This window comes from Gilliamella sp. Nev3-1, from assembly GCF_001690435.1.
In the GTDB taxonomy this organism is placed as follows: Bacteria; Pseudomonadota; Gammaproteobacteria; order Enterobacterales; family Orbaceae; genus Gilliamella; species Gilliamella apicola_C.
Map to the genome: position 1 here is coordinate 64,782 of NZ_LZHN01000088.1, position 13,466 is coordinate 78,247.

Annotated in this window: 9 protein-coding genes and 1 pseudogene; 8 read left to right on the plus strand and 2 right to left on the minus strand. The window is 34.4% G+C overall.

The annotated features are described in order from the left end of the window. Positions 1-160 precede the first annotated feature (160 nt). Complete coding sequence (gene rlmF / locus A9G40_RS13630) at positions 161-1,153, minus strand: 23S rRNA (adenine(1618)-N(6))-methyltransferase RlmF (protein ID WP_065583459.1); 993 nt, start codon at positions 1,151-1,153, stop codon at positions 161-163. 295 nt (positions 1,154-1,448) lie between these two features. On the opposite strand from rlmF, the gene A9G40_RS13635 reads away from it, so the two are divergent. The 3 genes and pseudogenes from A9G40_RS13635 to mscM all read left to right on the plus strand — a co-directional run bounded on the left by A9G40_RS13635 (position 1,449) and on the right by mscM (position 6,830). Then, positions 1,449-2,882: a sodium:proton antiporter gene (locus A9G40_RS13635; protein WP_065583460.1), complete on the plus strand. Its 1,434-nt coding sequence runs from the start codon at positions 1,449-1,451 to the stop codon at positions 2,880-2,882. Between the two features lie 476 nt (positions 2,883-3,358). Then, positions 3,359-4,204 (plus strand): annotated as a pseudogene (gene asd / locus A9G40_RS13640) (archaetidylserine decarboxylase); the annotation flags it as partial. Positions 4,205-4,211: 7 nt separating this feature from the next. Continuing rightward, entirely contained in the window at positions 4,212-6,830 is a 2,619-nt protein-coding gene (mscM, locus tag A9G40_RS13645; protein ID WP_065583462.1) for a miniconductance mechanosensitive channel MscM, read from the plus strand. Here mscM and A9G40_RS13650 read toward each other — a convergent pair. Beyond that, positions 6,827-7,357 carry a DedA family protein gene (locus tag A9G40_RS13650; RefSeq protein WP_065583463.1) on the minus strand — a complete coding sequence of 177 codons (531 nt, stop codon included), beginning with the start codon at positions 7,355-7,357 and terminating at the stop codon, positions 6,827-6,829. The genes mscM and A9G40_RS13650 overlap by 4 nt on opposite strands. Positions 7,358-7,540: 183 nt before the next feature. On the opposite strand from A9G40_RS13650, the gene fdhD reads away from it, so the two are divergent. The 5 genes from fdhD to A9G40_RS13675 all read left to right on the plus strand — a co-directional run bounded on the left by fdhD (position 7,541) and on the right by A9G40_RS13675 (position 13,415). Then, positions 7,541-8,347, plus strand: coding sequence for a formate dehydrogenase accessory sulfurtransferase FdhD (gene fdhD, locus A9G40_RS13655; protein ID WP_065583464.1), 807 nt, complete (start codon positions 7,541-7,543; stop codon positions 8,345-8,347). 278 nt (positions 8,348-8,625) lie between these two features. Further along, positions 8,626-9,444 carry a purine-nucleoside phosphorylase gene (locus tag A9G40_RS13660; protein WP_065568446.1) on the plus strand — a complete coding sequence of 273 codons (819 nt, stop codon included), beginning with the start codon at positions 8,626-8,628 and terminating at the stop codon, positions 9,442-9,444. Between the two features lie 59 nt (positions 9,445-9,503). Further along, entirely contained in the window at positions 9,504-10,742 is a 1,239-nt protein-coding gene (locus A9G40_RS13665; RefSeq protein ID WP_065583465.1) for a nucleoside permease, read from the plus strand. A 181-nt stretch (positions 10,743-10,923) separates the two neighbouring features. After that, positions 10,924-11,847, plus strand: a complete 924-nt coding sequence (locus A9G40_RS13670; RefSeq protein ID WP_065583494.1) for an EamA family transporter — start codon at positions 10,924-10,926, stop codon at positions 11,845-11,847. A gap of 1,094 nt (positions 11,848-12,941) precedes the next feature. Further along, positions 12,942-13,415 (plus strand): hypothetical protein, encoded by a 474-nt coding sequence (locus tag A9G40_RS13675; RefSeq protein ID WP_065583466.1) that lies wholly within the window; start codon positions 12,942-12,944, stop codon positions 13,413-13,415. Positions 13,416-13,466 lie beyond the last annotated feature (51 nt).

Here is a 13,466-nt window from a genome sequence, read left to right on the forward strand (position 1 = left end):
ACCCACCAATACTTAACGTTTTTATTTAAAACGACTTACTATTCTATTAAATACCTTAAAAACGGTGTCGATATTAAGATCCAACCACCAATAAAATCTAAATTGACACGCCTCTCCCCATATTTGGTTTACTTTTGTGATGCTTTTAAAATAAATGCAGTTAATATGCTGAGTTGTTTTTTATTGAAACGGATGTATTTCCTGAAATCTTTTTAAAAAGATCTTTACGCTCATTTTTATTAAAAAATGTCCACGCTACAAATCGGCTTACTTTTTGTCCTTGTGCCATGGGTATAATTTTACTATCAATGACACCTGCCACTTTTAATTGTTTTTGTATTAATTCTAATGAGGATTTTTTAGATACTAACGAAGTAAACCATAAGCATTGATGTTTAAACACTACACTTTCTTTAATCATCTTTGTAATAAAAACACTTTCACCACCTTGACACCAAAGCTCGGCATGTTGCCCACCAAAGTTAAGAACTGCTTTTTGTGTTGGGCTTGTTAACTTACCTAAATTTGTCAGCTTTTTACGCGTACTGACTAATGCTTCTTGCTCAGAAGAATGAAATGGTGGGTTGCACAGTGTTAGTAGGTAAAATTCTTTGGGTTTAATAATATGTTTAAAAATTGCCGTCTTGTCTTTCTGTAATCGACATAACACATATCCATTTAATAGGTTATTAGCTTGGCAAATTAACGATGCTGTTTTAATAGCGATCGGATTAATGTCGCTACCAACAAACGACCAGCCATATTCAGCACGCCCAAGAATAGGGTAAATCACATTTGCACCAACTCCGATATCAAGCACTTTCACTTGCTTGCCACAAGGGATCTGATTACCGTTGTCTTGTGCTAATAAATCTGCTAAAGAATGAATATAATCTGCCCTTCCAGGAACTGGTGGGCATAAATAACCATCAGGAATATCCCACCACGATAACTGGTAATAATGGAGTAAAAGCGCCTTATTGAGCATTTTAACTGCTTTAGGATCGGCAAAATCAATCGACAAATTGCCATAACCATTGGGCTTAACAAACTGTGCCAAACTAGGCAAAGTTTGAATGAGCAGATCAAAATGATAACCGTCTTGATGTTTATTACGGTTATGCAAAGAAGGCTTTTTGAATGATACTGGCACACTGTTCCTATTTTATTGAAAATTAAATAGTCGCTATTATAAAATATTTAGAGCAATTAAGCGAAAATACCGACATTGCAAAACAAGAGTAATATCACTAAAAAATAATCAGTACAGAAATTTATTACCCTCTATCGGTTAACGCCAGCTTATAATGGCGTGATTATAATATTTCATTGTCTCTGTTGTGGTATTTAATTGATAAAACTGAATAAAAAGTAATAAAACGCTTTTTAAAATTAATTTTAGTTTTTATTTGTTATAATTGCACCAATTTAAAAAAGTAAAAAATGATATGAAAAATTATTTTAACTTACCGCTGGTATCACTTTTTGCATTATTGCTTTTCCCTTTTGATCTTTATGCAATGGGTTTTAACGAATATGATTTATCACTACATTGGGTGATTCCTTTTGTGGGGATATTACTTTCTATTGCGTTAATTCCGCTATTTTTGCCACAACTTTGGCACTACCATTATGGCAAGATTATTATTTTTTGGACGTTGTTATTTTTAGCCTTTTTGTTGTTTTCATTTGGTTTACAAACCGCCATCAACATTACCGTTCATGCAATTATGGTGGAATATCTTCCCTTTATCTTGTTATTGTTGGCACTATTTACCGTTTCAGGCGGAATTTTGATTAAAAGCGATGTGCTTAGCACACCCAAGCTAAATGTTGGTTTGCTGGCAATCGGAACGGTATTAGCCTCAATCATGGGTACTACAGGCGCAGCAATGTTAATGATACGCCCTTTAATCAGAGCCAATCGAGAGCGAAACTGCGCCGTGCACACGGTTATCTTTTTTATCTTTTTAGTCGCCAATATTGGTGGCGGGCTAACGCCACTGGGCGATCCACCTTTATTCATTGGCTTTTTAAAAGGTGTTAATTTTGGCTGGACAGTTAAATATATGTTATTGCCGATTTTACTTAACTCATTGTTGTTATTAGTTATTTATTATATGATTGATTGCCACTACTTTCGTTTACAATATGGTAATTTGCCCACTTTGACTTCAACCACAAAAAGTACAAAAGTTAAAATTTATGGTATAAGAAATATTTTTTTATTATTGGTAATTATTGCTAGTGTACTAATGTCGGGCATTTGGCACTCATCAATTTACTTTACCGTTTTAGATGCACACATTACTTTACCTAATTTAATTCGCGATATTATTTTCATTACCATAACAATAATTTCGATAAAAATAACCCCGAAACAAGTACGTGCAGGTAATGAATTTAATTGGGCTCCCATCGTTGAAGTTGGAAAGCTATTTATTGGCATTTTTATTACTATTGTGCCTGTGCTAGCTATTTTGCACAAGGGTAGCAACGGCGCGCTAGCGCCTTTAGTATCGCTAGTAACCAACTCTCAAGGCGAGCCAGTTAATAGTATGTACTTTTGGTTATCTGGTTTGCTTTCGGGTTTCTTAGATAATGCACCAACCTATCTTGTTTTTTTCAATTTGGCATCGGGTCATGCGGTAATATTAATGACAACACTTAACAAGACATTACTCGCTATATCAATGGGATCGGTTTTTATGGGGGCACTGAGTTATATCGGCAATGCGCCTAATCTTATGGTCAAAAGCATTGCCACTCAAAATAAGATTAACATGCCCAGCTTTTTTGGTTATATGAAATGGTCAATATGTATATTAATTCCTGTGTTTATTATCGATAATTTAGTCTTTTTTGTATTTTTTAGCGAGTAGTAGCACATAATCAAATAATATGATTATTTCATTTAAAAATTAAGCACTAAAATACCTATGGATAAAATAATTTCTATTTACCGCCATATTGTGAATTTTGCTTTAAATTCGACAAGAATAACGCCTTAATAAATTTTCATTTTGGCGTTTTAAATAACCCTCACCACTCATTAATTATGGTGACAAAATACACATCAATTGTCATCCATCATCAAGTTGAAGTATAGGTTTTCTGCTCAAGTGATGATTCACTCAGTGAATTTTTATTTCATTACTTCCATACCATTTTGTTAAATAAATTTTATCTAACTTAGGTGACTAATGCATACAATGATGAATAATTTTGCTTTCTGTGGTGTGCAATGTGTTTAAAATGTAAGTAACTAATATCATATATTATAAGATTCAGTCGTTTTACACTTTATGTGTAAATATTGTTATAATGTTCGCATTTGCGAACTTATTGAGAGTGATATATGTTAAATCAGTTAAAAGCAATTATTCAGTATCTTCTACCTAAACAGTTATTAACCGCTATATTTGGTTGGCTTGCCAAAAAACAGTTGGGAAAGGTCACAACATGGATGATTATGGGCTTTTGTAAACTATATAAAGTAGATTTGAGCGAAGCAAAAATTAGCGATGCAAAAGCGTTTAAAACATTTAATGACTTTTTTGCTCGTGAATTAAATGATGATGCTCGCCCGATTGATACTGGAGATAGCTCCGTTATTATGCCGGCCGATGGTGTCATTAGCCAATTTGGTACTATTCAAGATACCCAAATGTTACAAGCTAAAGGGCATTTTTATTCTTTAGAGTCACTGGTTGCTTGTCATGCTGATATGATTAAGTTTTTTAAAAATGGTTCATATGTAACCACTTATTTATCACCTAAAAATTATCACCGTTTTCATATGCCTTGTGACGGTATTTTGCGTGAGATGATTTATGTGCCTGGTTCACTATTTTCAGTCAATAAAGCAACAACCGAAAGCATTCCTAATATTTTTGCACGTAATGAACGTGTAATTTGTTTATTTGAAACCGAATTGGGGCCAATGGCACAAATTTTAGTTGGTGCAACCATTGTTGGTAGTATAGAAGTGCTATGGGAAGGCATTATTACGCCACCGCGTGAAGGTATTATGAAACGCTGGAATTATGCCGAAGGCATACAATTAACCAAAGGACAAGATATGGGATGCTTTAAATTAGGCTCAACGGTTATTACGCTCTTTGCATCAAATGCCATTGAGTTTGAAAGCTATCTTAAGGTGGGGGATGTTACTCGTGTGGGTCGAAAATTAGCCAATAGGATATAGCTTTATGTGGATTCGTAGTGTTTTGTGCCTTGCTGTGGTGTTGTTTTCTTCACTCACCTTTGCTGAAGAAACCATGCCAATCATTAATAATGAAGAAGATCTTTCACAAGTTGTTCACCAGTTGAGTGATAAAAATGATGAGCTCAGACAAAATATGGAGCTACAAAAAACGCATTTAACCAGTATTATTAATGAACAAAACAATATCACTACACAGATTTCACATGTACAAAATACGCTAGCCACGCTTGATGAGCAAGGTGAATGGCTGAGCTTTTCAACAGCGCTTGGCGAAACTTTACGTCAACAATTATTACGCTTACCCGAAAAACCTAAATCGCAAGCACTTGATGCCGAAATTGCCGAAGCAAAAGCCCAACAACTTAATTATAGCAATATTTTAACTTCCTTAGGTGATTATCCAACTTTAACCAATCCACTTAATAGTGTGAAAGAGGCCACGCAATATCGCCGTTTAATTCGAGAACAAACCGAATTACTTAAGACGCTTATTTCTGGCACGGATACCACCATCTTAGAATTAACTAAATTAAAAATTGCAAATAAGCAACTCACCAATGCAATTGACGAAGTGAACGATGCTGCACATCGTTACTTCTTTTGGGTGGCAGATGTCAACCCAATATCGATGAGCTATCCAATCAACTTAGCTAAAGATGTGGTTTATGCGATTTTTTCAATCGATACCCTTTCACAACTTTATAATGCGAGCGCAGAAGTGCTTAGTGCGCCAAAGCCACTGTTTTTAATTATTTTGTCGTTAATGTTTGTGTTTGCGCATTTTAAGATGCGCACTAAATATAACATTTTTTTAAATAAATCAGCGAGCCGCGTCGGTAAAGTAACACAAGATAGTTATTCTTTAACGCTAAAAGTGGTTATGTTTTCATTAATTATGGCGTTACCAGTACCAATTTTGTGGGCGGTGTTTGGTTATGCGTTGCAGATTAATTGGGATTATCCCGTCGCCTTTGCATTAGGTTATGGGGTGAATGCAGCAGCACCAATTTTATGGGTATTTATTATTTCAGCCCATTTTGCCTCATCGAATGGGCTTTTTATTGCCCACTTTGGTTGGCCTGAACGTAGCGTACGTGCAGCAATGAAATATTATCAACTTTCGATTTGGCTTGTGATTCCATTAGTAATGATAGTCATGAGTTTTGACGAGTACAACAATCGTCAATTTGCTGGCACCATTGGTCGCACGGCTTTTATTTGCCTCTGCTTTGCTTTAGTGTTTATGACTAACGCCATTCATCGTGCAGGGGTTCCTCTTTATATTGATAAAAAAAGCTCTGGTGATAATTTATTAAGTCATATTTTATGGTTTATCTTATTGAGTGCGCCATGGCTTGCCATTATTGCGGCTTGTTTGGGCTACTTATCGACGGCCCAATTGCTATTGGGGCGTCTTGAAGCATCGGTCATTATTTGGTTTGCACTGTTAGTTATTTATTTTATGATTCGCCGTTGGATGTGGATCCAAAAGCGCCGTATTGAATTTGAGCGCACCAAGCAACGTCGTTTAGAGCGCATGCAACGTGCCAAATCACACGATGAAGATATTAATTCACTTAGCGACAACGTTGATGAACCCATTATTGATTTAGATGCTATTAGTGCTCAATCTTTACATTTAGTGAGATCAATTATTATGATGATTGCGCTCATTAGTATGATTTTGTTATGGTCAGAGCTACATTCAGCTTTTGCCTTTATGAATAATATTAAACTGTGGAAAACAAATGCCATTGTTAACGGCACTGAAATTGAGCAATACATTACTCTTGGAGCGGTATGCATTGCGATTTTAATCATGACAATTACCGTGCAGTTAGTCAAAAATTTGCCTGCTTTGTTAGAATTAGGCATTTTACAACATCTAGAGCTAGCTCCAGGAACAGGCTATGCTATTTCCACCGTTTCAAAATATATTATTTTGATGGTAGGTTGCATGATTGCGTTTTCTTTTATTGGTATCGATTGGTCTAAAATTCAATGGCTTATTGCTGCACTCGGTGTTGGGTTAGGTTTTGGTTTACAAGAAATATTTGCTAATTTTATTTCGGGTTTAATTATTTTATTCGAAAAACCAGTACGCATTGGTGATACAGTGACAATTCGTGATTTAACAGGCAATATCACCAAAATAAATACTCGCGCCATTACCATTGTGGATTGGGATCGCAAAGAAATTGTAATGCCTAATAAGGCTTTTATTACTGAACAATTGGTAAACTGGTCGTTATCTGATTCGATAACGCGTATTGTGTTAACCATTCCAGCAACGATTGATGCAGATAGTGATCTGGTTATCAAACTACTACAACAAGCTTCAAATGAATGTGAATATGTGCTTAACGATCCTGAACCTCAAGTCTTTTTAGTAGATATTCAAGAAGGCATTCAGTTGTTTGAGTTACGTGTTTTTGCTGCCGAGATGGGACACCGCATGATGCTCCGAAGCGCTATACATAAGCTAATACTTGAAGCTTATCGTGAACATCATTTGACATTACCATTCCCACCATTACAAACCAATTTGGAAGCGTTAGGTCGCAAAAGTGGACGTCGTAGTTATACTGTTGGTACCATTTAGTTAAATAGTGTCTCTAGCCATGGCACACCGAAAGCGCCGGGAGCAAGCAATACAAATGCCCAGACGGGTGCAGATGCAATATTGGCCAGATTAAATTTGGCAGCTGGCATATGCATTGTGCCAGCGATTAATGGCACAATTGCACGTAATGGTCCAAAAAAGCGCCCAATAAACACTCCTAGCACTCCATAGCGCAAAAAGAATTGTTCGGCACGATAAACTAATTTAGGGTGTTTATTGAGAGGCCATGAAGCAATAACTTGTTGATGATAGTGCTTTCCTAACCAATAAGATAAGAAATCCCCTAAAACAGCTCCCATGGTAGCAGCAATTAATACAGGTAAAAATGATATTGCACCGCCACCGATTAGAGCGCCTATCCCCAATAAAACGGCAGTGGCAGGAACCAAAAGCGAGACAATCGCCAATGACTCACCAAATGCTAATAAAAATATAATCGGTAACGCCCAAATTTGATGATGCTCAATAAATTGCATGGTTGTCAATGTGATTTCGTGTAGTGACATGGGTTAGCTTGTGAACTATCAATTGATTATAATCAACCATTTTACCATAATATTAGGCGTTTAGAGCTAAGAGCACTATCTATTGTATAATTTTACACAGCATTAGCGTTTTTTAAATTTATTAACATTTGAGCTTGCACTTATGATAACTTTAATGATAACCCAATTAATAAGAGGTAAATTATGACAATCGGTATTGAATCAATTCTTGTGCGTAAATTTAAAAATAGTGAACTACAAAATCCACAACCTGACACACTAGCTATTGAAAAACCAATTGCATTAATTTATAACGGAATTTCTCATGTGGTAATGATGGCAACACCAAAAGATTTACATTATTTTGCAATTGGGTTTTCATTAACTGAGAATATCATTCAATCGGTTAATGATATTTATGGTATTGATGTTGTTGATAGCTCCAAAGGTATAGAAGTGCAAATTGAACTTTCGTCTCGGCGCTTTAGTGAACTAAAGGAGAAACGCCGTAATTTGGCTGGGCGCACAGGCTGCGGTATTTGTGGCACTGAGCAAATAGATCAAGTCTACCAAGCCATTCCTTCTTTGCCTTTAACAAGCCAGATTAAGCTAACTGATTTTAGTGCTACGCTAAACTATTTATCACAAGTTCAACATGTAGGTGAACAGACTGGTTGCACACATGCGGCCGTGTGGTTAGATTTGAAAGGGCAATTTATAGCAGGTTTTGAAGATATTGGCAGGCATGTGGCATTAGATAAACTGCTTGGATTTAGAGCAATGCAATTGCCTAACAACGCTAACTTTCAACAAGGCGTGGTATTAGTATCAAGCCGTGCTAGCTACGAAATGGTACAAAAAGCGGCTAATTGTGGTGTAGAGATTTTGTTAGCGGTTTCAGCTGCAACCTCAATGGCTGTTGATTTAGCCAAACAGTGTAACTTGACGTTATTAGGATTTTTTAGAGGTGATAAAAGCGTGATCTATTCTGGTGAAGATCGACTAATCTAATGCCGATTTTCGCCTTGATCAATTTTGATTATCAAAAATTAATTTTTAATTTATTGAATAATAAAGAATAAAAAAAATTATCTTATTCAATCCAAGATGCCGCCATTCTCACCTTTATTTATTGAGTGAAGATCATCATAATATATACCTCAGAGTTTACTCTGTTTTTTAGTTACTTTATAAGCTTATTATCCAATTAAGCTAAATAATAGGTTATTATTATTTATTTTATTGTGCCTGTTTTACTTTAGCATTTAACTTTTTGAAAGGATACCATCATGCATCAAACTTCAGATATTCAACAAGCCGTTAACTATATTCAAAAACACACAGATAAAAAACCAACTATTGGTATTATTTTAGGTTCAGGTCTAGGACCTTTTGCCGATACACTTGAAGATGCCGTTCATATTGCTTATGACACAATTCCTCATTTTGCAAAATCTGGCGCCGTTGGTCATGCCAATGAACTAGTTATTGGAAAATGTGGCGACAAAACAGTAGTGGCAATGAAAGGTCGCTTTCACTATTATGAAGGATTTTCGTTAGATCAAGTCACTTTTCCTGTTAGAGTGATGAAAATGTTAGGTGTTGAAAAATTGATTATTACTAATGCATGTGGCGCTGTGAATACTGGCTTTAAACCAGGCGATTTAATGCTGATTACCGATCATATCAACCTAACTGCTAATAATCCACTTATTGGACCTAATAACCCTGATTTAGGCGTGCGCTTTTTAGATGTAAGTGAACTTTATAACAAACAATTGCGCGCAACAGTAATGGATGTAGCAAATGAACTTAATATTACCTTACGTGAAGGTGTTTACGCTTGGTGGACTGGCCCAACTTATGAAACACCAGCCGAAATTAGAATGATCCGCGTTTTAGGTGCCGATGCGGTTGGTATGTCAACCGTACCAGAAGCCATTATAGCGCATCATTCAGGTATAAAAACCATTGGTATTTCATGCTTAACCAATATGGCTTGTGGCATTTTAGATCAACCGCTAGGGCATGAAGAAGTGATAGAAACAGCAGAACGCGTTAAATCAACCTTTTTACAACTTATTACAAAAACGATTGAACGTTTTTAATCAGTACTTTTTATTTGTGGTTTTCTATAAAAGATTTTACTTTATTTTAGGAATAAACAATGAACATAAAAAATAGATTAAAAATAATGATGTTTTTCCAATATTTTATTTGGGGAAGCTGGTTGGTGACTTTTGGTGCTTATCTACTAAATACTTTGCACTTTTCAGGTGTTGAAGTATCAATGATTTTTAGCACTAAAGCTTTGGCTGCATTAATTACCCCATTTATTGTTGGTATTATCGCTGATAAGTTTTTGCAAGCCAAACATCTTTATATGTTTTGCCATGCCATTTGTGCAATTGCACTTTTTTATGCTGCATCAATAAACAATGCAACGCTTTTATTTTGGGCGATGTTAGGCAATGCGTTAGCGTATATGCCTACTATTGCTTTATCTAACTCAATTAGTTATCACTGTTTAGATAAAGATAACTTAGATACGGTAGCCACATTCCCTAAAATACGCGTCTTTGGTACAGTAGGTTTTATTATTGCAATGTGGACTGTCAGTTTATGTAAATTAGAGTTGAGCGCTGCTCAACTCTATATTGCTTGCATTGCCTCTTTAATACTTGCGATTTATAGCTCAACCTTACCCAATATCGAAACGCAAAAAAAACCAAAACAGTCTTGGAGTTCTTATTTAGGGTTAGATGCGTTTGTGTTATTTAAAAACCCAGTAATGGCTGTATTTTTTCTATTTGCTATGTTGCTTGGTGCAATATTACAAGTCACTAATACTTTTGGTGGCGCTTTCTTACATGATTTTGGTAAAACCCAGGAATTTCAAAATAGTTTAATTGTACAATACCCCGCTATCTTATTATCTGTTTCACAAATGGCTGAAGTTGCGTTTATCTTAACTATCCCATTTTTTCTCAAAAAATTTGGTATTAAAAAAGTCATAATGATAAGCATAATTGCTTGGACTCTCAGATTTGGTTTATTTGCATTTGGTGATCCAACGCCTTTCGGGTTTGCACTACTTATGCTTTCAATGATCGTTTACGGCTGTGCATTCGACTTTTTTAATATTTCAGGCTCTATTTTTATTGAAAAAGAAGTTAACTCAAATATTCGAGCTAGCGCTCAAGGACTATTTATGACCATGGTCAACGGAATTGGTGCTTATTTTGGCTCAATTTTAAGTGGTGTTGTTGTTGACATCTGTACGCATAATGGTGTTAAGGATTGGCAAACAATTTGGTTAATTTTTGCTTGTTATGCACTTGTGCTAGGTATTGTTTTTTATTATTCATTTAATTATAACTATACTAAAAACAATTCTGTAGAGTAATCCCTTGTTTATGTAGATTAGCGGACTTTAGAATATCACTTATCACTGTTTTGCTACATTTTTTAAATAAATGAGTTAAAAGCCATAGGGGGGCGAATAAAACAAGTCCCCTAGGGCTTTTATTGTGTTTTTTGTCGATATATTCAACAATGTTATTTTTTTAGTGTTACGAGATTTAATTATGAAAGATAAATTTTTAGGTGGTTTTTTGGTTTTCTTAGGTGCATGTAGTTTTGGTGTGCTTTCTTCAATTGTAAAAACTGCTTATAAAACGGGCTATACACTAGGCGAAGTTACTGGTGTCCAGTGTTTTTTGGGGATGCTAATGTTATGGAGCCTTCACCTTATTGTTAAAACAATCCGCAAGCCCAAAACAACAACGGATAATGCATTATCAAATTCGGCTACTAAAATACCTCAACTAACAAAAAAATGGAAGGTTTTTGCCGTTGGGCTTTTTCCTGGGTTAGTAGGTATTTGTTATTATCAATGCGTGCAATTAGTACCTGCATCAATTGCAATTATTTTATTAATGCAATATTTATGGATTAGTGTCATTATTGATTTTGTTATTTTCAAAAATAAACCCTCTATCACCCAACTAATCACCGTTATTGTGATTATTTTTGGAAGTAGCTTAGCAGCTGGTATTTTTAATCAAGATATTAGTTTAAATTTAACAGGTTGCTTTTTCGGCTTTCTAGCTGCACTAATGTATTCGCTCTTTATTAGTTCTAGTAGCAATATTGGTAATGAATTACCTAAACTTGAAAAAAGTGCTTTAATGATTACTGGCGCATGCTTTATCACCTTTTTAATTTTTCCACCTTTGTTTTTCTTTAAGCTTGATATTAGCGATAAACTATATCAATTAGGATTTTTATTAGCATTACTTGGAACTGTGTTACCTCCTTTTTTATTTTCGATCGGAATACCTAGAATAGGTATTTCTTTGAGTGCGATTCTGTCAGCTGCAGAGCTACCTGTTGCGGTGACTTGTTCATTTTTTTATTTGCATGAATCGGTTTATTTTAACCAATGGGTAGGCGTGATTATCATCCTGCTCACAATTGCTTTACCGAACTTAAAAAACATAAAAAAGTGAATTAACTCAAAATAACTGGGTAGGCGAATACCCTGCCCTTATTATTTATTTTAGTTGTTTTTGGCTCATTTTATTTAAAAATTAATTAATAATCGTTTTTAAAACAATATAAACCCGTATAGTTTATTGTAAGTCATTTTTAACCATTAAATAACATACTACTTTAAGTAAAAGATTAGTTGCATTTAAAAAACAATCCAGCCCACCTTTAGCTTATTATTAAGCATTGATTAGATACTTAACTGAAGTGTTGAATAACATTTATATTTATTATTTAGTAAAAAAGTGGTATAATAATTCAACTTCGTCTTGATTAATAAATAGTGAACTAGCTTTATTTGTTAGTATTGCAAAAGCAATGAAGTAATAATGCCCTCGGGTATTGAAAACCTAATTTATCTTCACCATATCTATAGTTGTTTTGTCAATTTAGCTAGCTTTGCTAAAATTTAGTCCAAAGATGAATAACTTTATAAGTCACTCTATTTTTACGCATTAGCAATCAAACATGTTAAAAATTATTATGATATATGTGTTAGTTTTACATTGTATTTATGAGGTTTAAAGAAGAACCTTTAACAAAAAAAATTATATCTAGCAATATTATTGAACTCTCCAAAACTAAATGTGTCTTAATAAGAGTCATGACTATTTAAATAGTTCGTTATTCGACTCTTGAGATGTTTTAGTCAAGTATTAAGTAAAGGCGTTGTGCTATTGGTTGATACTATCTTCGCCTTTAAAACATGACCTATAAGTAAATAAGACTATTTAGCCTAGCCTTAGAATATAACAATTGGTATTTTGAGTATTAGTATGTTACGAACATGCTTTAGTTATTTTTCATTTGGAACTGTTTATCTAGCGAAGGCTGTTACCAATAGCCTTTTATTTTTTAAACTTTTTTGCTTTGTAATTCAAACTCATTAGTTTGAATATTTCTTGAAGAATTAAAATAACTATTGGAAATATTATTGATCTTTATATTAAAGCGCCATGTTACCCTTAAAGATCTTTACGTAAAATGTAACAATCGCTTTTTGGTATTGAAGGTCTTGTTACCTTTTTCTTTTAATTAAAAAGGAAGTGACAGAATGAAGACATTTAAAAAACCTTTATTTACCTTAGTACATAGTAATGATGCAATACCTGAACATAGAACACTAGCTTATTTAGATCCTACATTAAATTATTATACTGATCATATTGATGAGATTATTGCATTACGTGTTAAGGAACTTAAATTACACCATTCAGAATATAGGGAGTATCATGATAGTAATAGAATTAATAAAGGCGGTTTTTCCTTTATTTTTAATGAAATATTTGAATCAGAGCACCATAAAAAGCAGATTAGTATGCTGAAAGATGAAATTGCTATTGCCAAAGAATCTAATAAGATAAAAGAGTTATTAGATACTCGAATCAAAAAAATCGCTAACGCTTACCCTGAGTTGCAGTTTAATTTTAATGATATGCAAGCTTTACCCGCTAAAGTTAAAGAGTATCTTTTTGCTCCACCTTTAATTTTAACTGATGATAATGCAATTATGCTTTGGGATGATTAAGCTTTGGAATATCACAAGAAGTAGAATAAAGAGTAACACACTAAGCACGGC

Coding starts and splice junctions, on each gene's coding strand:
- A9G40_RS13635 (WP_065583460.1), top strand. CDS start 1,449: ATGAAAAATTATTTTAACTTACCGCTGGTATCACTTTTTGCATTATTG.
- mscM (WP_065583462.1), top strand. CDS start 4,212: ATGTGGATTCGTAGTGTTTTGTGCCTTGCTGTGGTGTTGTTTTCTTCA.
- A9G40_RS13650 (WP_065583463.1), bottom strand. CDS start 7,357: ATGTCACTACACGAAATCACATTGACAACCATGCAATTTATTGAGCAT.
- fdhD (WP_065583464.1), top strand. CDS start 7,541: ATGACAATCGGTATTGAATCAATTCTTGTGCGTAAATTTAAAAATAGT.
- A9G40_RS13660 (WP_065568446.1), top strand. CDS start 8,626: ATGCATCAAACTTCAGATATTCAACAAGCCGTTAACTATATTCAAAAA.
- A9G40_RS13665 (WP_065583465.1), top strand. CDS start 9,504: ATGAACATAAAAAATAGATTAAAAATAATGATGTTTTTCCAATATTTT.
- A9G40_RS13670 (WP_065583494.1), top strand. CDS start 10,924: ATGAAAGATAAATTTTTAGGTGGTTTTTTGGTTTTCTTAGGTGCATGT.
- A9G40_RS13675 (WP_065583466.1), top strand. CDS start 12,942: ATGAAGACATTTAAAAAACCTTTATTTACCTTAGTACATAGTAATGAT.